The organism is Trinickia sp. HAY1-2D, assembly GCF_056754935.1.
Genome location: NZ_JBPGWX010000002.1, coordinates 675,262 through 697,501 on the forward strand (window position 1 = coordinate 675,262; position 22,240 = coordinate 697,501).

Annotated in this window: 18 protein-coding genes; 10 read left to right on the top strand and 8 right to left on the bottom strand. The window is 64.5% G+C overall.

Going from position 1 to position 22,240, the window contains the following annotated elements; all coding sequences use genetic code 11:
* Positions 1–50: 50 nt before the first annotated feature.
* Positions 51–1,328: an MFS transporter gene (locus ACR9ZC_RS10170; protein WP_481580175.1), complete on the top strand. Its 1,278-nt coding sequence runs from the start codon at positions 51–53 to the stop codon at positions 1,326–1,328.
* Between the two features lie 95 nt (positions 1,329–1,423).
* Here the strand turns inward: ACR9ZC_RS10170 and secF are convergent, their stop codons facing one another.
* The 5 genes from secF to queA all read right to left on the bottom strand — a co-directional run bounded on the left by secF (position 1,424) and on the right by queA (position 7,292).
* Positions 1,424–2,374, bottom strand: a complete 951-nt coding sequence (gene secF, locus ACR9ZC_RS10175) for a protein translocase subunit SecF (protein WP_481580176.1) — start codon at positions 2,372–2,374, stop codon at positions 1,424–1,426.
* 30 nt (positions 2,375–2,404) lie between these two features.
* The gene (gene secD, locus ACR9ZC_RS10180; protein ID WP_481580177.1) at positions 2,405–4,444 is read right to left on the bottom strand and encodes a protein translocase subunit SecD; all 2,040 of its coding nucleotides are present in this window, start codon (positions 4,442–4,444) and stop codon (positions 2,405–2,407) included.
* Positions 4,445–4,556: 112 nt separating this feature from the next.
* Complete coding sequence (gene yajC, locus ACR9ZC_RS10185; RefSeq protein ID WP_331567992.1) at positions 4,557–4,883, bottom strand: preprotein translocase subunit YajC; 327 nt, start codon at positions 4,881–4,883, stop codon at positions 4,557–4,559.
* Between the two features lie 123 nt (positions 4,884–5,006).
* Complete coding sequence (tgt, locus tag ACR9ZC_RS10190) at positions 5,007–6,188, bottom strand: tRNA guanosine(34) transglycosylase Tgt (protein ID WP_481580178.1); 1,182 nt, start codon at positions 6,186–6,188, stop codon at positions 5,007–5,009.
* A gap of 54 nt (positions 6,189–6,242) precedes the next feature.
* Positions 6,243–7,292 (bottom strand): tRNA preQ1(34) S-adenosylmethionine ribosyltransferase-isomerase QueA, encoded by a 1,050-nt coding sequence (queA, locus tag ACR9ZC_RS10195; protein ID WP_481582635.1) that lies wholly within the window; start codon positions 7,290–7,292, stop codon positions 6,243–6,245.
* A 147-nt stretch (positions 7,293–7,439) separates the two neighbouring features.
* Here queA and recG point away from each other — a divergent pair, with 147 nt between their 5' ends.
* From recG to ubiA, 5 genes are all read left to right on the top strand, one after another.
* Positions 7,440–9,611: an ATP-dependent DNA helicase RecG gene (recG, locus tag ACR9ZC_RS10200; RefSeq protein WP_481580179.1), complete on the top strand. Its 2,172-nt coding sequence runs from the start codon at positions 7,440–7,442 to the stop codon at positions 9,609–9,611.
* A gap of 114 nt (positions 9,612–9,725) precedes the next feature.
* Positions 9,726–10,685, top strand: a complete 960-nt coding sequence (locus tag ACR9ZC_RS10205) for a hydrogen peroxide-inducible genes activator (protein WP_331567989.1) — start codon at positions 9,726–9,728, stop codon at positions 10,683–10,685.
* 174 nt (positions 10,686–10,859) lie between these two features.
* On the top strand, positions 10,860–12,311 hold the full coding sequence (locus tag ACR9ZC_RS10210) for a catalase (RefSeq protein WP_331567988.1): 1,452 nt from the start codon (positions 10,860–10,862) through the stop codon (positions 12,309–12,311).
* A gap of 174 nt (positions 12,312–12,485) precedes the next feature.
* The gene (locus ACR9ZC_RS10215) at positions 12,486–12,974 is read left to right on the top strand and encodes a Dps family protein (RefSeq protein ID WP_331567987.1); all 489 of its coding nucleotides are present in this window, start codon (positions 12,486–12,488) and stop codon (positions 12,972–12,974) included.
* 158 nt (positions 12,975–13,132) lie between these two features.
* Positions 13,133–13,996, top strand: coding sequence for a 4-hydroxybenzoate octaprenyltransferase (ubiA, locus tag ACR9ZC_RS10220; protein ID WP_481582636.1), 864 nt, complete (start codon positions 13,133–13,135; stop codon positions 13,994–13,996).
* 87 nt (positions 13,997–14,083) lie between these two features.
* On the opposite strand, the gene proC is transcribed toward ubiA, so the two are convergent.
* From proC to ACR9ZC_RS10235, 3 genes are all read right to left on the bottom strand, one after another.
* Positions 14,084–14,896 carry a pyrroline-5-carboxylate reductase gene (proC, locus tag ACR9ZC_RS10225; protein ID WP_481580180.1) on the bottom strand — a complete coding sequence of 271 codons (813 nt, stop codon included), beginning with the start codon at positions 14,894–14,896 and terminating at the stop codon, positions 14,084–14,086.
* A 27-nt stretch (positions 14,897–14,923) separates the two neighbouring features.
* Positions 14,924–15,622, bottom strand: a complete 699-nt coding sequence (locus ACR9ZC_RS10230) for a YggS family pyridoxal phosphate-dependent enzyme (protein WP_481580181.1) — start codon at positions 15,620–15,622, stop codon at positions 14,924–14,926.
* A 75-nt stretch (positions 15,623–15,697) separates the two neighbouring features.
* The gene (locus ACR9ZC_RS10235; RefSeq protein WP_481580182.1) at positions 15,698–16,612 is read right to left on the bottom strand and encodes a GNAT family N-acetyltransferase; all 915 of its coding nucleotides are present in this window, start codon (positions 16,610–16,612) and stop codon (positions 15,698–15,700) included.
* A 214-nt stretch (positions 16,613–16,826) separates the two neighbouring features.
* On the opposite strand from ACR9ZC_RS10235, the gene ACR9ZC_RS10240 reads away from it, so the two are divergent.
* The 4 genes from ACR9ZC_RS10240 (at position 16,827) to ACR9ZC_RS10255 (ending at position 22,203) form a co-directional block, all read left to right on the top strand.
* A complete protein-coding gene (locus ACR9ZC_RS10240) occupies positions 16,827–18,305 on the top strand; it encodes an aldehyde dehydrogenase family protein (protein ID WP_481580183.1) in 1,479 nt (492 codons plus the stop codon).
* Between the two features lie 217 nt (positions 18,306–18,522).
* Positions 18,523–19,191, top strand: a complete 669-nt coding sequence (locus ACR9ZC_RS10245; protein ID WP_331567982.1) for a haloacid dehalogenase type II — start codon at positions 18,523–18,525, stop codon at positions 19,189–19,191.
* Positions 19,192–19,246: 55 nt separating this feature from the next.
* The gene (locus tag ACR9ZC_RS10250; protein WP_481580184.1) at positions 19,247–20,521 is read left to right on the top strand and encodes an NAD(P)/FAD-dependent oxidoreductase; all 1,275 of its coding nucleotides are present in this window, start codon (positions 19,247–19,249) and stop codon (positions 20,519–20,521) included.
* 65 nt (positions 20,522–20,586) lie between these two features.
* Positions 20,587–22,203, top strand: coding sequence for an ABC transporter substrate-binding protein (locus tag ACR9ZC_RS10255; RefSeq protein ID WP_481580185.1), 1,617 nt, complete (start codon positions 20,587–20,589; stop codon positions 22,201–22,203).
* Positions 22,204–22,240: the final 37 nt, after the last annotated feature.

The window sequence follows — 22,240 nt, forward strand, 5'->3', positions numbered from 1 at the left end:
ATAGATACTTGCCGCGGCACCGCTCCCCTAAAACAACCCAGGAGGCAAGCATGGGCGAGACTTTGACGGCACGACCGGCCACGGCGCGCAATGGCGTGTGGCGGGCAGTTGTTGCAACATCCATCGGCAACGCACTCGAGTGGTTCGATCTCGTCGTCTACGGATTCTTTGCCGTTTTGATCGCCCGGCTTTTCTTTCCCGCGGGCAACGAAACCGTCTCGCTGCTGCTCACGCTCGGAACCTTCGGCGTCTCGTTTTTCATGCGCCCGCTTGGCGCCGTCGTCATCGGCGCCTACGCGGACCGCGCGGGACGCAAAGCCGCTCTTACGCTGTCGATCCTGCTCATGATGGTCGGCACCGCAATCATTGCCGTGCTACCGACCTACGAGCGCATAGGCGTGGCGGCGCCGCTCATTCTGGTGCTCGCGCGGCTCATGCAGGGTTTTTCCGCCGGCGGGGAATTCGGCAGCGCCACTGCGTTTCTGGCCGAACACCGGCCCGAGCGGCGCGGATTCTTTGCGAGTTGGCAGGTGGCGAGCCAAGGTCTTACCACGGTGCTGGCCGCTGTTTTTGGTGCCGTGCTGACGGGCGCGCTCACGCCCGAGCAACTGTCGACCTGGGGATGGCGCGTGCCGTTCATCTTCGGTCTGCTGCTGGGGCCGATTGCCTATTACATCCGCTCGAATGTCGACGAAACGCCGGAGTTCCTCGCGGCCGAGACGACGCGCACGCCGCTGGCCGATACGTTCGCCGCGCACAAGACGCGGCTGGCGGTGGCGATTGGTATCGTGGTGCTTGGCACGGTCTCGACGTACCTTGTGCTGTTCATGCCGACTTATGCAGTGAAGCAGCTGAAGCTCCCTTCGTCGATCTCGTTCGCCGCAATTGTTTTGACCGGCGCGATCCAGATGGTTTGCTCACCGCTCGTCGGGCATCTGTCCGACCGGTATGGGCGCACGGGCATCATGTCTGCTTCGGCTGCGCTCATGCTTTTGCTCGCGTATCCGGCCTTCGCGTGGCTCGTGGGACGACCCACGACAGGCGTGCTGATCGCCGTGCAAATCGGCTTGGGGCTCCTGATGACCGGGTATTTTGCGGCGCTGCCAGGGCTGCTGTCGGAGCTCTTTCCCGTGGCGACCCGCACGACCGGCATGTCGCTCGCCTATAACATCGCGGTCACGATCTTCGGTGGCTTCGGCCCGTTCATCATTGCGTGGTTGATCCGGGCAACGGGCGACAAGGTCGCGCCGAGCTTTTATCTCATGTTCGCGGCGGCGGTGAGCTTTGCGGCACTCATCGCGGCGCGGCGGGTGCTCGGCATGAGGTGAATGGAAGGCGACCCTGCCATCAGGGGCCGTGTACCAGAAAAAACGCGCGACTCGGATGAGCCGCGCGTTCTCGATGTTACCGATGCTGCCGAGTCTCAGACTTCCGCCCCGGCGTTCGGATCGTTCGGATCGTGGCGCGGACGCGTTTCCTTGAGCAGGTCTTCGCGCTTCACGCCGAGCCACATCGCCAGCGCGGCCGCGACGAATACCGACGAGTAGATGCCGAACAGAATGCCGATCGTGAGCGCCAGCGCGAAATAATGCAGCGTCGGCCCCCCGAACAGGAACATCGACAGCACCATCATCTGCGTGCAACCGTGCGTGATGATCGTGCGCGACATCGTGCTCGTGATGGCGTGATTGATGACCTCCATGACGCTCATCCTCCGTTCGCGGCGGAACGTCTCGCGAATCCGGTCGAAGATCACGACGGACTCGTTGACCGAATAGCCGAGCACCGCGAGCACCGCGGCCAGCACGGATAACGAGAACTCCCATTGGAAGAAGGCGAAGAAGCCGAGAATGATGACGACGTCGTGCAGGTTCGCGACGATACCGGCCACCGCGTACTTCCATTCGAAGCGGAACGACAGGTAGATCATGATGCCCGCCACGACGCAGGCGAGCGCAAGCAGGCCGTTCGTGGCGAGCTCCTTGCCGACCTGTGGCCCGACGAACTCGACGCGTTGCAATTGCGCGGCCGCGTCGTGCTGCTTGAGAGCAGCCATGACGAGCGTGCTTTGCTGCGACGACGTCAGCCCGGCCTTCAGCGGCAAGCGGATCATGACGTCGCGCGAAGTCCCGAACGTCTGCACCTGCGCGTCGGCGTAGCCGAGCGTGCCGAGCGTCTCGCGCACGGGCTCGAGCTGCACCGCCTGCGGATACTGCACTTCGATCACGGTGCCGCCCGTGAACTCCACCGACAAATGCAGCCCACGGTGTAGCAAAAAGAACACCGCGGCAAAGAACGTGAGGAACGAAATCGCGTTGAAGATCAACGCGCGCTGCATGAACGGAATGTCTTTATGGATGCGGAAAAATTCCATGTTCTTCTCTCCGGAGCCTAGGTCGGCCCGTTAGCGGGGCGAGCCCGGTTTGCGCGGCGCGCTGGCGCCTTCGCGCGCGCGGTTGCGCAGTACAGGCTTGCTTTCGCGCGCCCCCTTGCCCTTGGCCGGCGTGCGTGCCTCCGGCGAGGCGAGGGCAGCGCTCGCCTGCGCGGTGTCGGTCTCGGCATCGGCGCCGGTGTAGGGCGCGCCGGCGCCCGCGGGACGCCAGACCTGGCCGATCGCGAGCGACTTCAGCTTCTTCTTGCCGCCGTACCAGAAATTGACGAGACCGCGCGAGAAGAACACGGCCGAGAACATCGACGTCAGAATGCCGATGCAGTGCACGACGGCGAAGCCGCGCACGGGGCCGGAGCCGAACGCGAGCAGCGCGAGGCCGGCGATGAGCGTCGTCACGTTCGAATCGATGATGGTGGCCCACGCATGCGCATAGCCGTTCTGAATCGCGAGCTGCGGCGGCGCGCCGTTGCGCAGCTCTTCGCGCACGCGCTCGTTGATGAGCACGTTCGAGTCGATCGCCATGCCCAGCGCAAGCGCGATAGCCGCGATACCCGGCAGCGTCAGCGTGGCTTGCAGCATCGAGAGGACGGCAACGAGCAGCAGCAGGTTCACCGACAGGCCGATGACGGAAACGACGCCGAAGAGCAGGTAGTACGCGACCATGAAGACCGTGATCGCCGCGAAGCCGTAGACGACCGAATCGAAGCCCTTCTTGATGTTGTCGGCGCCGAGGCTCGGGCCGATCGTGCGTTCTTCGATGATGTCCATCGGCGCGGCGAGCGAGCCGGCGCGCAGCAGCAGCGCGAGGTCCGCTGCGGCCTGCGGCGTCGGCTGGCCCGTGATCTGGAACCGGTCGCCGAGCTCGGATTGGATCGTCGCGACCGTCAGCACCTGGCCCTTGCCTTTTTCGAACAGCACCATCGCCATCGGCTTGCCGATGTTATCGCGCGAGACGCTCGCCACCGCGCGGCCCGCCGTCGAGTTCAGGCGGATACTGACCGAGGGGCGCTGATGTTCGTCGAAGCCGGCCGAGGCGTCGATGATGCTGTCGCCCGTGAAAATGACCTGCTTGCGCAGCAGCACCGGAACCTGATTGCCTTCGGTGAACAGTTCGTCGCCGGCCGGGACCGCTTCGCCCGGTTGCGGATGCGTGTTGACGGGATCGGCGAGGCGCGCTTCGAGCGTTGCCGTGCGGCCGATGATCTCCTTCGCCTTGGCGGTGTCCTGCACGCCGGGCAGCTCGACGACGATGCGGTCCGCGCCTTGCTGCTGGATCACCGGTTCCGCCACGCCGAGTTCGTTCACGCGGTTATGCAGGGTCGTGATGTTCTGCTTGACGGCCGCTTCCTCGACGCTGCGCTGCTGAGCCGGCGAGAACGTGCCGACGAGCTCCGTGCCGCCGTCCGCGGCCGGCCGCGAGTTCCATTGCAGCTCGGGGATCGAGCGCGCGAGCTGCGTGCGCGCCGTGTCGGCCACGCTTGCCTCGGCGAAGCGGATGACGACCGATTGACCGACGCGATTCACGCCGCCGTCGCGGATATTCGCCTCGCGCAAATTGGTGCGCGCATCCGAGGCATCGGCATCGAGGCGCTTGCTCAGCGCGCCGGCCATGTCGATCTGCATGAGGAAGTGCACGCCGCCGCGCAAATCGAGGCCGAGATACATCGGCAACGCGTGCAGCGCGGTCAGCCAGCGCGGCGAGGCGCTTTGCAGATTGAGCGCGACGATGAACTGCGGATCGGACTGATCGGGGTTCAATGCTTTTTGCAGCGCGTCTTTCACATGCAACTGCGTGTCCGTGTCCTTGACGCGCACGCGGATATTCGCATTGGTCGCGCCGTTATCGAACGTGACGTCGTCGGGCTTGATTCCGTTCGCGGCGAGCGCGGCTTCGACTTGCGAGAGCGTGGACGAATCGAGTTTGACGGTTGCCTTGCCGCTCAGCACCTGCACCGCGGGCGCTTCGCCGTAGAAGTTGGGCAATGTGTACAGAAGGCCGATGGCAAGCGCCACGGCCATCACGACATATTTCCAAAGGGGGTAACGATTCATGGGATGGGCCGAACGGAAGTGGGCGTAAAGGCGCGGTAGGAAGCGGCGTCGAAGCTCGGCGACGAGCGCGCGGCGCCCGATGAGCCGCGCGTTTCGCCTGTGCTGCGGCGCGTCAGAGCGACTTGATCGTGCCTTTCGGGAGAATCGTGGTGACGGCGGCCTTCTGGACGACGATTTCGGTGCCCTCGGCGATCTCGACGCCGACATAGGCGTCGCTCACCTTCGTCACTTTGCCGACGACGCCGCCCGTGGTCACGACTTCGTCGCCCTTGGCCATCGCCGAGAGCATGCTGCGGTGCTCTTTCTGGCGCTTCATCTGCGGGCGGATCATGATGAAATAGAGCACCGCGAACATGAGGATGAGCGGCAAAAAGCTCATCAGGCTGGACTCGGCGCCGCCGGTTCCGCCTTGCGCGAATGCGTTGGAAATCAAGGACACGTTTAATTCTCCGTAAGTACGATCGGAACGATCTGAGAGATCGAAAAAAAGGCCGCGTATTTTACCACCGCCGCTCGAGGCGACGGCGGGGCAGCGCGGGATTGGGACCGGCAGCCCGCGCCGCTAGTCGACGCCCCTTGCGCGCTCCTCGGCGAATCGCATCCGAAAAGCGTCGAAAGTTCTAGTTTCGATGGCTTCGCGCATTTCGCGCATCAGTTCCAGGTAGTAATGCAGATTGTGGATCGTATTGAGCTGGGCGCCCAGAATTTCCCCTACCCGGTGTAGATGATGCAAATAGCCGCGCGTGAAGTTCCGGCAGGTATAACACGCGCACGATTCGTCGAGCGGTCGAAGCGAATTCTTGTGCGTCGCGTTGCGAATCTTGATGTCGCCGAAGCGCGTGAAGAGCCAGCCGTTGCGCGCGTTGCGCGTGGGCATGACGCAATCGAACATGTCGATCCCCGACGCTACGCCCGCCACGAGGTCCTCGGGCGTGCCGACGCCCATCAGATAATGCGGCTTGTCGGCGGGCAGACGCGGGCCGACGTGCTCGAGCACGCGCATCATCTCTTCCTTGGGCTCGCCGACGGACAGTCCGCCCACCGCAAAGCCGTGAAAATCGATCTCGGCCAGCCCCGCGAGCGATTCCTCGCGCAAATCCTCGTACATGCCGCCTTGCACGATGCCGAATAGCGCATTCGGGTTGCCGAGGCGCGCGAATTCATCGATCGAACGTTTTGCCCAGCGCAGCGACATGCGCATCGACGCCGCGGCGTCGGCGTGCGACGTCGGTACGCCGTCCGTGGCGTAAGGCGTGCACTCGTCGAACTGCATGACGATGTCCGAATTCAAGACCTTCTGAATCTGCATCGACACTTCGGGCGACAGAAAAAGCTTGTCGCCGTTGATCGGTGAGGCGAACGTGACGCCGTCTTCCGTGATCTTGCGCAGCTCGCCGAGCGAAAAAACCTGGAAGCCGCCCGAATCGGTCAGGATCGGGCGCCGCCAGCCCATGAAGGCGTGCAGGCCGCCGTGCGCCGCAATCGTCTCGAGGCCTGGACGCAGCCAAAGGTGAAACGTATTGCCGAGCACGATTCGCGCTTCGATTTCCTCGAGTTCGCGCGGGGCGATCGCCTTGACGGTGCCGTAGGTGCCCACGGGCATGAAAATCGGCGTCTCGACCACGCCGTGATTCAGGGTCAGGCGCCCCCGCCGGGCCTGCCCGTCGGTGGCGAGCAGCTCGAACGCGAGCCCGCCGGGCGGCGCCTCGCCGGGCGGATTTTCGTGGGTGAGACCTTCGGTCATGCATGACTCCGGAAAAAGGCTGCGCGCGCCGTTTTCGAGCGGCGCGCCGGTGCATCAGTCATCGCGGCGCGTGAGCAGCATCGCATCGCCATAGCTGAAGAACCGGTAGCGGGATTCGATCGCGTGCCGGTAGGCCGTGCGGATCGTCTCGACGCCGGCGAACGCGGACACGAGCATCAGCAGCGTCGACTTCGGCAAATGGAAATTGGTCACGAGCCGATCCACGATGCGAAAACGGTAGCCGGGCGTGATGAAAATATCGGTTTCGGCCGAGGTTGCCGCGAGCGGCCGGCCCGCCGCTTCGGCGTCGCGCGCGGCCGCTTCGAGCGCACGCATCGACGTCGTGCCTACGGCCACGATACGGCCGCCGCGCGCGCGCGTCTCGGCGATCGCGTCGACGAGCGTGTCCGGCAAGTGGTACCACTCGCTGTGCATCTTGTGCTCGGCGATGTTCTCCACGCGCACGGGCTGGAACGTGCCGGCGCCCACGTGCAGCGTCAGCGTCGCGCGCCTGACGCCGCGCGCGTCGAGCCGGGCGAGCACGTCGTCGTCGAAATGCAGTCCGGCCGTCGGCGCGGCGACGGCACCCGGACGTTGCGCAAAGACGGTCTGGTAGCGGGTCTCGTCGGTCGCGTCCGGATCGTGCTCGATGTAAGGCGGCAGCGGCAGGCGGCCGTGGCGCTCGATCAGATCGAGACAGCTCTCGGGAAAATGCAGCGTGTAAAACGGTTCGACACGCTCGCCGACCGTGACGTCGAACGCATCGGCTAGCCGCAGGACCGTGCCCTGCGCGGGGCTTTTGCTTGCGCGGATCTGGGCGAGGGCCGAGCGCTCGCCCGATACGCGCTCGATCAGCACCTCGATTCTTCCCCCGCTGGCCTTTTGCCCGAAAAACCTCGCCTTGAGCACTTTCGTATCGTTGAAGACGAGCAGATCGCCGGCCGAGAGGCACTCGGGCAACTCGAGGAAGCGGCGATCGACGAGGCGCGCCGGGGTGGCCGCGGTATCCACCTCGAGCAGACGGCTCGCGCTGCGTTCGGGCAGCGCCTGCTGTGCGATGAGTTCGGGCGGCAGATTGAAATCGAAATCGGAAAGCGTGAACATGCTGCGTTGGTCGGCCTGAAGCGGCGCGGCCCGACAGACGTGCGAGCCGCTATGATCGCGAAACATCGCGAACGCCCGTTCCGGCAGCATGGCCGGAACGCGGTTTTACATGCGATAAAGCCGATATTGTACTTGCGAAGAGGACCGATGCCCTTGCCACGCCCGCACCTGCCCGATCCGTCGGACGACGTTCCCGCGGCCGAACCCGTCGTGGAGAGCCCGCGCAAGGCCCCGAAGGCGGCCAAGGTGGCGAAGTCCGCCGACAAGCTTGCCAAGCTCGGTCTCACGCGCGACATCGATCTCGTCTTGCACCTGCCGATGCGCTACGAGGACGAAACGTCGCTCACGCCGATCGGCGAACTGCTGCCCGGCGAGACGGCGCAGACCGAAGGCGTCGTGTTCGACAACGAGATCGCTTACCGCCCGCGGCGGCAGTTGCTCGTGAAGCTGCGGGACGACGCGGGCGACGAACTGATTCTGCGCTTTCTGAACTTTTACGGCTCGCAGGTCAAGCAGATGGCCGTCGGCGAGCGCCTGCGGGTGCGCGGCGATGTGCGCGGCGGCTTTTTCGGGCTCGAGATGGTGCACCCGAGCGTGCGTCCCGTCGACACCGATACGCCGCTGCCGCAGGCGCTGACACCCGTTTATCCGAGCACGGCCGGCGTCTCGCAGGCCTACCTGCGCAAGGCCATCGACAACGCGGTGGCACGCACGCCCTTGCCGGAATTGCTGCCCGAGCCGCTCGCGCAAGCCTGCGTGCGCCGGCTCGGCTTGCCGCCCCTCGCTCAGGCCGTCCGCACGCTTCATCATCCGAGCGCGGACGCCGACGAAGCAGCACTGATCGACGGTACGCACCCTGCGTGGACGCGGATCAAATTCGACGAACTCCTGGCTCAGCAGCTCTCGCTCAAACGGGCTCACGAAGAGCGGCGTCGCCGCACGGCCCCGCCGATGCCTGCTGCCTCGAACGGCGCGCAAGCCGCCGCACTGACACTCAGCGCCCGCCTGCGGGCAGCGCTGCCGTTCGCGCTGACCGGTGCGCAAGAGCGCGTCGTCGCCGAGATTTCGGCCGATCTGACCGCCCCGCACCCGATGCAGCGGCTCTTGCAGGGCGATGTCGGCAGCGGGAAGACCGTCGTCGCGGCGCTGGCGGCCGCGCAGGCGATCGACGCCGGCTATCAGGCGGCGATGATGGCGCCCACCGAAATCCTCGCCGAGCAGCACGCCCGCAAGCTGCGCGGCTGGCTCGAGCCGCTCGGCGTGGCAGTGGCGTGGCTCGCGGGCAGCCTGAAGACGAAGGAAAAACGGGCGGCGCTGGAGGCCGCGGCCAGCGGTACGGCGCAACTCGTCATCGGCACGCACGCGATGATCCAGGAGACCGTCGAATTCGCGCGGCTGGGGCTCGTGATCGTCGACGAGCAGCACCGCTTCGGCGTCGCCCAACGGCTTGCGCTTCGAGCGAAGGCGCATCGGGCCGCGGACGGGGCCAGCGATTTCCAGCCGCACCAGCTCATGATGTCGGCGACGCCGATCCCGCGCACGCTGGCGATGACCTACTACGCCGATCTCGACGTGTCGACGATCGACGAGCTGCCGCCAGGTCGCACGCCGATCGTCACCAAGCTCGTTTCCGACACGCGCCGCGACGAGGTGGTTGCGCGGGTGCGCGAAGCGGCGCTGACCGGGCGGCAGGTCTACTGGGTGTGCCCGCTCATCGAGGAAAGCGAGACGCTGCAGCTGCAAACGGCGGTCGAAACGTTCGAGAAACTGGCGGCGGCGCTGCCGGAGTTGCGCGTCGGCCTCGTGCACGGCAGGCTGCCGCCCGTGGAAAAGGCGGCCGTGATGGAGGCATTCGCCGGCAACGAGGTCCAATTGCTCGTGGCGACCACCGTGATCGAAGTGGGTGTCGATGTGCCCAACGCGTCGTTGATGGTGATCGAGCACGCGGAGCGGTTCGGCCTCGCTCAACTGCACCAATTGCGCGGGCGGGTGGGGCGCGGCAGCACCGCCTCGGTCTGCGTGCTGCTCTATGGTGGGCCGCTTTCGCTGACGGCGCGCGCGCGTCTGAAGACGATGCGCGAGACGACGGACGGTTTCGAGATCGCGCGCCGGGACCTCGAAATCCGGGGGCCGGGGGAATTTCTCGGCGCGCGGCAGTCCGGCGCCGCGATGCTGCGCTTTGCCAATCTGCAAAACGACGCGTGGCTGATCGAGCCTGCCCGTGAAGCCGCGGCGCGGCTCGTCGCCGAATACCCGGATGTCGTGGCGGCGCATCTGGCGCGCTGGCTCGGCGGGCGCGAGCAGTACCTGAAGGCATGAACGAAGGCAGGGCGAATGGAGCTCGGCTCGAAACTGGGGCTTATACGGTTGGCGAATTCGCGCGACGGGTGTATAACTTAAACCTATCAACTCCCAAGTTTTGATTGTCCCCCAATGACGCTCACTGAACTGAAATACATCGTGGCGGTAGCCCGCGAGCGACACTTCGGGCGCGCTGCCGAGGCGTGCTTCGTCAGTCAGCCGACGCTGTCCGTCGCGATCAAAAAGCTCGAGGACGAGCTCAACGTGCAGATTTTCGAGCGCGGAACGAGCGAAGTCAGCGTGACGCCGATCGGCGAGCAGATCGTCACCCAGGCGCAACGGGTGCTCGAGCAGACGCTCGCGATCAAGGAAATCGCCAAACAGGGGAAGGACCCGCTCGTGGGGCCGCTGCGGCTCGGTGTCATCTATACGATCGGGCCGTATCTGCTGCCGACGCTCGTCAAGCAGATGATCAAGCGTGTGCCGCAGATGCCGCTGATGCTGCAGGAGAACTACACGCTCAAGCTCATCGAACTGCTCAAGCAAGGCGAGATCGACGTGGCGATCATGGCGCTGCCGTTTCCCGAAACGGGCCTCATGGTACGGCCGCTTTACGACGAGCCGTTCGTCGTCGCGCTCCCGTCCGGCCATGCATGGGAGTCGCGCAAGAAGATCGACGCAGACGACCTCAAGCAGGAAACGATGCTGTTGCTCGGCAACGGACACTGTTTTCGCGACCATGTCCTCGGCGTATGTCCCGAGCTGATGCGATTCTCGCAGACGGCCGACGGCATCCAGAAGACGTTCGAAGGCTCCTCGCTCGAGACGATCCGCCATATGGTGGCCAGCGGAGTCGGCATTACCGTATTGCCGCGGATGTCGGTGCCCGAGGTGAAGGTGCACGCAGGCGGCCCCGATGCCGGTCTGCTCAGCTATGTTCCCTTCGACGAACCCGTGCCCGATCGCCGCGTCGTGCTGGCGTGGCGCAAGAGCTTCACGCGCATGCCGGCCATCGATGCGATCAGCGAAGCGATTGCCGCCTGCGACTTGCCCGGCGTCGACAAGCTCGATCTGCCGGCCGTGGTGAACTGAATGCCGAAGATGTCCGCTTGGACATGACGGGGCGGCCCGCTGCCGCCTCGTTTTTTTAGCCCCTATCGAATAGATTGAATCGATTAATTTGCTGTTGTCGATAGCTATCTATATGCTCGGCTCCATGGATCGCAGCGATTTGCCGCTGACTCCCTCTCGACCCAAGGAACCGCTATGTCCGACAGCAAGCTCACCACAGCCGCAGGCGCGCCCGTCGCCGACAACCAGAACTCGATGACAGCGGGGCCACGCGGCCCCATCGCATTGCAGGACGTCTGGCTGCTCGAAAAGCTCGCGCATTTCGACCGCGAGGTGATTCCCGAGCGGCGTGTTCACGCAAAAGGCTCCGGCGCATTCGGCACGTTCACGGTGACGCATGACATCACGCGCTATACGAAAGCGGCCGTGTTTTCGGAGCTTGGCAAGCAAACGCCGTTGTTCATCCGGTTCTCGACCGTGGCGGGCGAGCGCGGCGCCGCCGATGCCGAGCGCGACGTGCGGGGCTTTTCGATCAAGTTCTACACCGACGAGGGCAATTGGGACGTCGTCGGCAATAACACGCCGGTCTTTTTCATCCGCGATCCGCTCAAGTTTCCCGACTTCATCCACTCGCAAAAACGCGACCCGTACACGAACCTGCGCAGCAACATCGCGGCGTGGGATTTCTGGTCGCGCCATCCCGAATCGCTGCACCAGGTCACGATTTTGATGAGCGACCGCGGGATTCCGAAGAACTACCGGCAGCAGCACGGATTCGGCTCGCATACCTTTTCGTTCATCAACGCCGCGGGCGAGCGGTTCTGGGTCAAGTTCCATTTCAAGTCCGCGCAGGGCGTCGAAAACCTGACGAACGAGCAAGCCGCCGCCGTCATCGCGGGCGATCGCGAGAGTGCGCAGCGCGATCTCGTCTCGAGCATCGATCGCGGCGAGTTTCCGAAGTGGCACTTCCGCGTGCAGGTCATGCCCGAGGCCGATGCCGCGCGATACGGTATCAATCCTTTCGACATCACCAAAGTGTGGCCGCACAAGGACTATCCGCTCATCGATGTCGGCACGATCGAGCTCAACCGCAATGCCGCGAACTACTTTTCCGATGTCGAGCAGGCGGCATTCACACCGGCCAACGTGGTGCCTGGCATCGGGTTTTCTCCGGACCGCCTGCTGCAGGGGCGTCTTTTCTCGTACGGCGATGCGCAGCGCTACCGGCTCGGGGTCAATCATCATCAGATTCCCGTCAATGCGCCGAAGTGCCCGGTTCACGCGTTTCATCGTGACGGCGCAATGCGCACCGACGGCAATCTCGGCGGCACCCCGAACTACGAACCGAGCCGCTTCGGCGAGTTCGCGCAGGATCGCAGCGCCCTCGAGCCGCCGCTCGCGGCCGGCGCGATCGACCGTTACGATCACCGCGAGGACGACGACTACTACAGCCAGCCGGGCGCGCTCTTTCGTCTGTTCGACGAGGGCCAGCGCGCGCGACTGTTCGATACGATCGCGGGGCACATCGACGGCGTGCCCGAGGACATCGTCGCGCGCCAGCTCGAGCATTTCTCGCGTGCCGACCCGGCCTACGGCGCGGGCGTGGCCGATGCGATCGAGCGCCGGCGCGCGGCCCGGGCGAAGTAAGGACGTCAAGCGATGACGAATGCGGGCCCCGCCAAGGGGCGCCCCCAAGGTGGCGCCGCAACGTTCGAGTGGGCTACACTGGCGCTCCCCCGATGCGGGAAGCACGAGCGCCTTCGGTTGGCGCAGGACATCCGCCGTCTCGCACCGTTCGCATCTCTTTTGCAAGGAACCGCCATGGCAAAGAAAAACACCGCATCGCAAATCGACATCGGCATCACCGACAAAGACCGCAAGAAAATCGCCGAGGGTCTTTCGCGCCTGCTCGCCGATACCTACACGCTCTATCTGAAGACGCACAACTTCCATTGGAACGTGACGGGGCCGATGTTCAATACGCTGCACCTCATGTTCGAGACGCAGTACACCGAACTCGCGCTGGCAGTCGATGCGATCGCCGAGCGGATTCGTGCGCTGGGCGTGCCCGCACCGGGGAGCTACAAGGAATTCGCGAAGCTGTCGTCGATTCCCGAGGCCGATGGCGTGCCGAGCGCGGAAGAGATGATTCGCCAACTGGTCGAAGGGCAGGAAGCGGTGGTGCGTACCGCACGCGCGATTTTTCCGACGACGGATGCGGCGCACGACGAACCCACGGCCGATTTGCTGACCCAGCGTATGCAGACGCACGAGAAAACCGCCTGGATGTTGCGTGCCATGCTCGCCTGAGGCCACATCGGTGGCACCCGCCAGCCACCGCACCTCACCGCACATAAAAACGGGACGCCGCTGTTTGGGCGTCCCTTTTGCATTCGGCTGCCGATTTTAAGTCTTAAAATAGCGGGATCCCGGTTTCAGTCAGTTCCGCCCACGCGATGTCCGCACCGATGTTTGCCCGCTTTCCGCTTTATCTGCGCTTGATCCGCATGGACAAGCCGATCGGCAGTCTGCTGCTGCTCTGGCCGACATTGAACGCGCTCTGGATCGCCTCGGGCGGACATCCCGCGCCGTCGCTGATCGTCATCTTCGCATTGGGCACCGTGCTCATGCGCTCGGCCGGGTGCGCGATCAACGATTACGCCGACCGCGATTTCGATCGCTACGTGAAGCGCACCGAGAATCGGCCGCTTACTTCGGGCAAGATCCAGGCGTGGGAAGCGCTGGCGATTGCGGCCGTGCTGTCGGTCGTTTCGTTCTTGCTGATCCTGCCGCTCAATGGACTGACGAAAGCGTTGTCGGTCGTCGCGCTGTTCGTGGCGGGCTCGTATCCATTCATGAAGCGCTTTTTCGCGATCCCGCAGGCCTATCTGGGCATCGCGTTCGGTTTCGGCATTCCGATGGCGTTTGCCGCCATTCAGGACCGTGTCCCGATGCTCGCCTGGATCATGCTGCTGGCCAACGTGTTCTGGGCCGTGGCTTACGACACCGAGTACGCCATGGTCGATCGCGATGACGATCTGAAGATCGGCATTCGCACTTCAGCGATCACGTTCGGCCGCTTCGACGTCGCCGCCGTCATGCTGTGTTATGCCGCCGTGTTCGGCATCTATGCGGCGATCGGCGCGGCGCTCGGTTTCGGCTGGCCGTTTTGGTTAGGCTGGGCGGCCGCGCTCGGCTGCGCCGCCTATCACTACACGCTCATCCGCGAGCGCGAGCGCATGGCCTGTTTCGCGGCGTTTCTCCACAATAACTGGCTTGGCGGCGCACTTTTCGCGGGCGTCGCCGCGCATTACGTCATCGCCGGCCTATAGCGCGGCGATCGTCCCGCCGTTGAGGCGGGACTCGCGAATCACCACTTTCTTGCGGATCGTATCGATTCGGCCGCAGCTCAGTGCTTCTCACTGCTTGCCGAGTTCGTCGCCCATTTCCTTGGCACGCGCGTCGGCGGCGAGTACGCCCTTGACGATCGCAGCCTTGACGCCTTGCGCCTCGAACGAGGCGAGGGCCGCGGCCGTCGTGCCGCCTTTCGACGTAACGCGCTCGCGCAGCACGCCGGCGGGCTCGTCCGATTGCACCGCGAGCTGTGCCGCGCCCGCGAACGTCGCGAGCGCGAGCGCACGGCCTTCTTCGTCGCCGAGCCCCAATTGGCGCGCGGCCTCTTGCAAAGCCTCGATGAAATAGAAGACGTAGGCGGGACCGCTGCCGGAGATGGCCGTGACCGCATCGATTTTCGCTTCGTCGTCGAACCATACCGTGTTGCCGACCGCACCCAGCACATCGGACGCGAGCGAGCGCCCCGCGGCATCGACGCCCGGCAGCGCGACGAGGCCCGTGACGCCCATGCCGATCAACGCCGGCGTATTCGGCATCGCACGTACGATGTGCGTGTAGCCGTCGAGCCAACGCGCGATGTCGGACCCGCGAATCCCGGCCGCGATGCTGACGACGAGCTGCGTCGCCAACTGCGGCGCCAAGGCGGCGGCGACGCTTTTCATCACTTGCGGTTTGACGGCGAGCACGATGGCGTCATAGTCGCGCAATGCGGTGTCGGCTGTCGCGCCGGTCTTGACGCCGAACTGTGCGTGAATGCGCGCGCGCGCGTCTTCGTTGGGGTCGATGGCATAGAGGTCCGAGGCTGCGGTGCCCCGTTTGACGAGGCCGCCGATCAATGCCGCGGCCATGTTGCCGCAGCCGATGAATGCGATTTTCATGGTGGATGGTTCGTGCTGAAGGAGAAGTCAGTGAGCGTAGTCGCGGGCACCGAAGACGGCCGTGCCGATCCGCACGAGCGTCGCGCCTTCGAGCACGGCCGCTTCGAGATCGGCCGACATACCCATCGAGAGCGTATCGAGTGCGAGACCTTCCGCGCGTAGATCGTCGAACAGCGCGCGCAGGACGCGGTGCGGCACCCGTTGCGCATCGGAATCGGCCGCCGGTTCGGGAATCGACATCAGGCCGCGTAGCGTCAGCCGCGGTAACGCGGCGATCTCATGCGCGAGTGCGGGTGCGTCGGCGGCCGATACGCCGCTTTTCGACGCTTCGCCGCTCACGTTGACTTGCAGGCAGACGTTGAGTGCAGGCAGCGTGTCGGGGCGCTGCTCGGAAAGGCGTTGCGCGATCTTGAGACGGTCGACTGAATGGACCCAGTCGAAATGCTCGGCGACGGGGCGCGTCTTGTTCGATTGCAGCGGGCCGATGAAATGCCATTCAAGATCGGCGCGCAGCTCGGCGAGCGCCTCGATTTTGCCGATGGCCTCCTGCACGTAGTTCTCGCCGAACGCGCGTTGGCCTGCTGCAAATGCGGTGCGCACGTCCTGGGCGGGAAACGTCTTCGAAACGGCTAGCAGCCGGACCGATGCGCTGTCGCGGCCGGCCGCTTGTGCGGCTTGCACGATGCGGCGCTGGACGGCGTCGAGATTGCGGGCGATGTCGGACATGGCGATGCGAAGCGGAAACCGGTGGGCAGCGACTGGGGGATTATACGGCGCGCCTGCCAGCCGACCGCCTCAGGCTCACCAGACCGCCTGACTCGTGATGGCAAACTGCTTCGATGTGGTATCGGCCGCCAACGGTCCCGCACCCGACGCCCCGTACGCCGTCCGTTCGATATGATCGACGAGCGGCAACCCGACGTCTTCGAGCCAATCCGAAAGCCCCAACTCGCGAGGCGTGTCGATGCGCACGAACATCCCCGCGTTGGACGCGAGCCAATGACTGATGAGGGCCTTGGCCCGGCACGAATCCGTCGACTCGGGCGCGATCACGGGCCCGATGACATGCCCATCGCCGAAGCGCCGAAACAACGCAAACCCGATCAGCTCTCCGTCCCGATCGAGCGCGATCCCGCTCGCGATATCGAGCAGCGCAGGCAACAGCTCCCGTCGATCGAGTCCGCTGGCACGCGAAGCGAGCTCGACGAGCCGGGGCGTGTCGTTGGCGCCGACCGGTCTCAACCGTTCGCCGGGCGGCAGCGATACGAGCGGAGGATGAAACGCCGCCCCTTGGTGCTGATGGATCCGCCCCAGCCACCGAAAGCCGAGCTGCTCGACGAGCGGCAAAGCGGCGTCGCTTGCGTGGAGCAACAGCGTGCGCGGCTCCAGCGCCTGCATCCAATGCGTGATCATCGCGCGGCCGATGCCGTGGCGCTCGTGATCGGGCGCCACGATCAGCATCCCGATCGTGGCCGCATCGCCGCCGAACTGCCACGCGAATGCCGAACCGACCAGCGTTCCGTCTTCATCGACCGCCACGATCCCCTTGCCGGTGTGCGCGGCGAACCGCCAGTCCTCCGGGCGGTGACGCCAGCGTACCGACCGGGACAACGCGTGAGCGGCGCTGAGATCGTCGTCCGCAAACTCGCGCAGACTGATGCCGCTATTGGGGATTCGATCGAGCACGTCGGCCTCCTGTTCTGTGTGCGCATACATCGGATATTCACTGTCACAGTGTGCCCCACGGCTGACTAGGACGATCTTCCTATCGTCGCCTCATTGCAGTGTCGAAATGTGATGCACTGCAAAACGCACCGTACGACGCTCGATAACGCATCGAATCTGCTGATGGCGAGATTTTGTCGGCGAAATATGCGGTGGCGCTCGCACTACGATGTGTGTCATCGAAACCGTTCGAAGACTTCATATCATGGATCAGTTCGAGCCTTCCTCCGTCGCCATACGCAGCGGCCACTTCATTGGCGGCGAGTGGATCGATCAGCGCACCGCTCAAAGGGACGTTGTGCGCCCTTCCGATGGCGTCGCATATGCCTCGGTACCGATCGCGGATGCCCAGACCGTGGATCGCGCCGTCGACAATGCGTCGCGCGCGTATCGCGAGAGCGGCTGGCCGCGCATGGCGCCGCGCGAGCGCGCACGTGTGCTGCGCCGCTTCGCCGAGCTGATTGCCGCCGACGCCAGCACACTTGCGCCGCTCGAGGCGATCGGCTCCACACGGCCCATCCGGGAGGCCTACACCTGGGATGTCCCGTTCACCGCCGAAGGCATCCGTTTTTATGCCGAGTTCGCCGATAAGGTGGGGGGTGAACTCGTGGCCACCGACCACGATCATCTGGGCATGACGATCGCCGAACCGTATGGTGTCGTGGCGGCCATCGCGCCGTGGAATTTCCCGCTCGTGATGGCATCCTGGAAGATCGGGCCGGCGCTTGCGGCGGGCAATGCGGTCGTCGTCAAGCCTTCCGAGATGACGCCTTTCTCGGTGCTGCGTCTCGCCGAACTCGCCGTCGAGGCCGGCATACCGGCGGGCATATTCAACGTCGTGCAAGGCGACGGCGCGACGACGGGCGATGCGCTCGTGCGGCATCCGGGCATCGCCAAGGTCACGTTCACGGGGTCTACCCGCGCGGGTGCCCAGATCATGGCGGCCTGCGCCGAGTCCGGCACGAAGCCGCTCACGCTGGAGCTTGGCGGCAAGAGCCCCCAGTTGGTTTTCGCCGACGCGCCGAAGATCGACGAAGTCGCGCACCGAATCGCCCGGGCCATTTCGAGCAACGCGGGGCAGGTCTGCGTGGCGGGTTCGCGTCTGCTCGTTCAGCGCGCCGTGGCCGAAGAACTGGTGGAGCGCATCGGCCAGGCATTCGCGGCGCTGCGTGCCGGCGCAACGTGGGCCGCGGGCACGACGCTGCCACCGATCGTTTCGGAGGCGCAAGCCGCGCGCATCGAGGCCATCGTCGAACGCAGCGCAGCGCAAGGCGCTGTCGTGCGATGCGGCGGCCGGCGCGCGGATGCCGCCGTGCCCGGCGCGTTCTACCTGCCGACGATCCTCACCGATGTGACACCGCAAACGGAAGCCGTGCGCGCGGAAATCTTCGGCCCGGTGCTCACCGTGCAGACGTTCGAGACCGAAGAGGAGGCGCTCGCGCTCGCCTCGCATCCCGACTACGGGCTGGCGGCCGGCGTTCACACGGCGGATATCGGCCGCGCGTTACGCCTCGTGCGTGCACTGGAGGCAGGCACGGTGTGGGTCAACCGTTACGGCCGTACGAACGACTTCGCGATGCCGACGGGCGGATACAAGCGCTCGGGTATCGGCAAGGATCTTGGACGGCTCGGCTATGAAGCCCACCTTCGTTTCAAGAGCGTCCTCATCGATACCCGGAGCTGACGATGCCGCCGTAAATCGGAACGAATCGGCGCGCAGCCACCCCAGCACGATCTGCTGTCGCAGCGGTCCCGAACGAGTGATTTGTATCGTCGAGCCGCCCCTAATCGACGACACGGCTTATTTTGGACTGCTTTAATTTTCGTATAGACGCTTTCTATCTGTCTTTCGCCACTGAGCCCAAAACGGGTTCATTAGACAAAACAAAAGGATTGTCATCATGATCGACTTCGAGCCTAAATACATCACCTTCGACTGCTACGGCACCCTGACGAAATTCCGCATGGCGGATATGGCACGCGAGATGTATGGTGATCGTCTGAAGGGCGCGGAACTGGAAAAGTTCGTCGCGTTCTTCGCCGCCTATCGCCTCGACGAAGTGCTCGGCGCGTGGAAACCCTATCGCGACGTCGTCGTCAACTCGGTGCGCCGCACGTGTGAGCGTATGAGGGTTGAATTCAACGAAGCCGAAGCGGAAAAGTTTTATCTCGCCGTGCCGACCTGGGGCCCGCATCCGGATGTACCGGAAGGCCTCTCGCGCCTCGCGAAAAAATACAAGCTCGTGATTTTGTCGAACGCCTCGGACGATCAGATCCAGAGCAATGTCGACAAGCTCGGCGCGCCGTTCCATCGGGTCTTCACCGCGCAGCAGGCGCAGTCGTACAAGCCGCGCATGCGGGGCTTCGAATACATGTTCGACCAACTGGACTGCAACCCGCAGGACGTGCTGCACGTTTCGTCGAGCCTGCGCTACGACCTGATGACGGCGCACGATCTCGGCATCAAGCACAAGGCGTTCATCAATCGCGGCCATGAGCCGGGCACGCCGTACTACGAGTACACCGAGGTCAAGACGATCGGCGAACTCGCGGCGCAGCTTGGCCTGTGAGCGATCACTGGTCGCGCTCGCGTTCTTTCACCCGGCTTAGCCCCGAGGTTGCACGATGAAGCTCGATTCCTACTGGCTCGATACCGCGCCTGCGGGTGTCTACGCAAGCGAGGGGCCGGCGCAGGGAAGTTTCGACGTCGCGGTCATCGGCGGCGGCTTCACCGGGCTTTCCGCGGCGCTCGCGTTCGGTCGTCGCGGCGCGAGCGTCGCGGTGCTCGATGCGGGGCGCATGGGAGGCGGTGCATCAGGGCGCAACGGCGGTCAATGCAACACGGGCGTGGCGCAGGATTACGCCGCACTGCGCCAGCAACTTGGCGTGGAGCGTGCGCAGGGCTGCTACCGCGCTTACGCGGCGGCCGTCGATACGGTGGAGCGGCTGATTCGCGAGGAGCGGATCGAGTGCGATTACTTGGCTTCGGGCAAGCTGAAGCTCGCATCGAAGCCGCGTCATCTCGAACACTTGCAGCGCACGGCCGAGCTGATTCATCGCGAGGTCGATTCCGACGTCGAGATCATCGGCCGCGACCGGATTTGCAGCGAAGTCGATTCGGACAGCTTCTTCGGCGGCCTCCTGCAAAAACGCGGCGGACAGATGCACATGGGCAAGTTCGCCGTCGGGCTCGCGAATGCGGCGGCACGCCATGGCGCGCAGCTCTTCGAGCATGCGGCGGTGACGTCGATCGAGAAGGATGGCACCGGATATCGCGTGGAATCGTCGCGCGGCACCCTGCGGGCCCAGCAGGTGCTGATCGCGACGGGCCCCTCGCGGCACGGTCCCTTTTCGTGGTACCGGCGGCGGCTGGCACCGGTCGGCTCGTTCATCGTCGTGACGGAGCCGCTGCCCGAAGCGGCGCTCGCGCGCCTCTTCCCGAAGAGGCGGTCATACACGACGAGCCGCCTCATGCACAACTATTTTCGGGTGACCTCCGACTCGCGCCTGCTCTTCGGCGGCCGGGCACGCTTCACGGCATCGGAGCAGCCATCCGACGAGAAGAGCGGCCGCATCTTGCGCGGGAATCTCACGCAGCTCTTTCCGAGTCTCGCAGGGGCGCGGATCGACTACTGCTGGGGCGGACTCGTCGATATCACGGCCGACCGTCTGCCGCGCGCCGGACAGCATGGCGGCATATGGTTTTCGATGGGCTACAGCGGACACGGCACGCAGATGTCGACGCATATGGGACAGGTGATGGCCGAGGTGATGAGCGGTAATCCGGCCGCCAATCCGTGGCGCGATTTCGACTGGCCCGCGATTCCCGGGCATACGGGCAAGCCTTGGTTTTTGCCGCTCGTCGGCGCGTACTACCAGATCAAAGACGTTTTTTATTGACGCTGTATCGAGCAATTGACCAAAACGGCCGTTCCCCCACAAGACCACCTCACGCGGAGAGATTCATGAGCATCGATAATTCGCCCGAAGACGTAGCCGGCAGCGGCGTACGACTGGAAGAACTGACACGGCGTGGCGCCGCGCGGCGCGACATTCTGCGCGCGATGATGGCGAGCGGCATGATGTCGATGACGGGCGCGGGGCTGCTCGCCATGAGCGGCCAGGCACTAGCACAGGGCAAGCCGAAGCAGGGCGGCAAGATTCGCGTGGCGACGCAATCCTCGTCCGCCACCGATACGCTCGATCCGGCCAAGGGAGCGGTTTCGACCGATTATGTGCGGGCCAACATGCTGTACAACGGCCTGACCGAGTACGACTCGCATCTCGGCGCACAGATGGCGCTTGCGCAATCGATCGATACGAAAGATGCCACGGTCTGGGTCATCAAGCTGCGCAACGGCGTGCAGTTCCATGACGGCAAGGCGCTCGCGCCCGCCGATGTCGTCTGGTCGCTGACACGCCACAAGGACCCGGCTACCGCATCGAAGGCGAAGACGCTCGCGGATCAGTTCAAGGAGGTCAAGGCGAGCGGCCCGAACGAAGTGACGATCACGTTGCAAGGGGCGAACGCCGACCTGCCCGTGATCCTCGCCGATTCGCATTTCATGATCGTCAAGGACGGGACGAGCGACTTCAAGACGGCCGTGGGCACGGGCCCGTTCAAGCTCAAGGATTTCTCGCCCGGCGTACGTACGGTCGTGGTGCGCAACGAGCACTACTGGAAGCCGGGACTGCCGCATCTCGACGAGATCGAGCTCGTGGGTATCGGCGACGAGCCGGCGCGCGTGAACGCGCTGCTGTCGGGCGACGTGCAGCTCATCAATCAGGTCGATCCGCGCTCGGCCGCGCGCATCAAGGGGACGTCGGGTTTCGCCGTGCAGGAGACGAAAACAGGCGGCTACACGGACCTCATCATGCGCGACGAAGGCGGTATCACGGGCAACGCCGATTTCCGCCGCGGCTTGATGTACCTGCTCGATCGCGAACAGATTCGCAATACGGTGCTGCTCGGCTATGGCTCGATCGGCAACGATCAACCGATCGATCCGACCAACAAGTACTACTTCGCGGGGTTGCCGCAGCGTACGTTCGATCCGCAAAAGGCGAAGTTCTATTTCCAAAAGGCAAAGCTCGGCAACGCGCCGGTGCAGGTCTACGCCTCGCCGGCCGCGGATGGCTCCGTCGAAATGGCCATGCTGTTGCAACAAGTCGCACCGCAGGCCGGCTTGAATCTGAAAGTGGTGCGTACGCCTTCGGACGGCTACTGGTCGAATCACTGGATGAAGCATCCGCTGACGTTCGGCAACATCAACGCGCGTCCGAGCGCCGATGTGATCTTCACGCAGTTCTTCAAGTCGGACGCTCCGTGGAACGAGGCCAACTGGAAGAACCCGCAGTTCGACCAGATGCTGGTGGCGGCCCGCGGCGAGCCGGACGAGGCCAAGCGCAAGAAGATTTACGGCGATATGCAGGTGCTCGTGCATGACGATGGCGGTGTCGGCATTCCGATGTTCCTGAGCTCGATCGATGCGCATTCGACGAAGCTCAAGGGGCTCGGCTCGATTCCGATTGCCGGCCTGATGGGCTTCAAGTTTGCCGAGAACGTATGGCTGGATACCTGATCCACCTGCGCGGCACCGCGCGCGGCTCGAAACGGCA

What these genes read in the sequence shown, in the direction of transcription:
- secD (WP_481580177.1), bottom strand. Translation starts at nt 4,444, where the DNA reads ATGAATCGTTACCCCCTTTGGAAATATGTCGTGATGGCCGTGGCGCTT.
- recG (WP_481580179.1), top strand. Translation starts at nt 7,440, where the DNA reads ATGCCCTTGCCACGCCCGCACCTGCCCGATCCGTCGGACGACGTTCCC.
- ACR9ZC_RS10230 (WP_481580181.1), bottom strand. Translation starts at nt 15,622, where the DNA reads ATGTCCGACATCGCCCGCAATCTCGACGCCGTCCAGCGCCGCATCGTG.
- proC (WP_481580180.1), bottom strand. Translation starts at nt 14,896, where the DNA reads ATGAAAATCGCATTCATCGGCTGCGGCAACATGGCCGCGGCATTGATC.
- ACR9ZC_RS10240 (WP_481580183.1), top strand. Translation starts at nt 16,827, where the DNA reads ATGGATCAGTTCGAGCCTTCCTCCGTCGCCATACGCAGCGGCCACTTC.
- secF (WP_481580176.1), bottom strand. Translation starts at nt 2,374, where the DNA reads ATGGAATTTTTCCGCATCCATAAAGACATTCCGTTCATGCAGCGCGCG.
- ACR9ZC_RS10250 (WP_481580184.1), top strand. Translation starts at nt 19,247, where the DNA reads ATGAAGCTCGATTCCTACTGGCTCGATACCGCGCCTGCGGGTGTCTAC.
- ACR9ZC_RS10170 (WP_481580175.1), top strand. Translation starts at nt 51, where the DNA reads ATGGGCGAGACTTTGACGGCACGACCGGCCACGGCGCGCAATGGCGTG.
- ACR9ZC_RS10245 (WP_331567982.1), top strand. Translation starts at nt 18,523, where the DNA reads ATGATCGACTTCGAGCCTAAATACATCACCTTCGACTGCTACGGCACC.
- ubiA (WP_481582636.1), top strand. Translation starts at nt 13,133, where the DNA reads ATGTTTGCCCGCTTTCCGCTTTATCTGCGCTTGATCCGCATGGACAAG.
- tgt (WP_481580178.1), bottom strand. Translation starts at nt 6,188, where the DNA reads ATGACCGAAGGTCTCACCCACGAAAATCCGCCCGGCGAGGCGCCGCCC.
- ACR9ZC_RS10215 (WP_331567987.1), top strand. Translation starts at nt 12,486, where the DNA reads ATGGCAAAGAAAAACACCGCATCGCAAATCGACATCGGCATCACCGAC.
- ACR9ZC_RS10205 (WP_331567989.1), top strand. Translation starts at nt 9,726, where the DNA reads ATGACGCTCACTGAACTGAAATACATCGTGGCGGTAGCCCGCGAGCGA.
- ACR9ZC_RS10255 (WP_481580185.1), top strand. Translation starts at nt 20,587, where the DNA reads ATGAGCATCGATAATTCGCCCGAAGACGTAGCCGGCAGCGGCGTACGA.
- queA (WP_481582635.1), bottom strand. Translation starts at nt 7,292, where the DNA reads ATGTTCACGCTTTCCGATTTCGATTTCAATCTGCCGCCCGAACTCATC.
- ACR9ZC_RS10235 (WP_481580182.1), bottom strand. Translation starts at nt 16,612, where the DNA reads ATGTATGCGCACACAGAACAGGAGGCCGACGTGCTCGATCGAATCCCC.
- ACR9ZC_RS10210 (WP_331567988.1), top strand. Translation starts at nt 10,860, where the DNA reads ATGTCCGACAGCAAGCTCACCACAGCCGCAGGCGCGCCCGTCGCCGAC.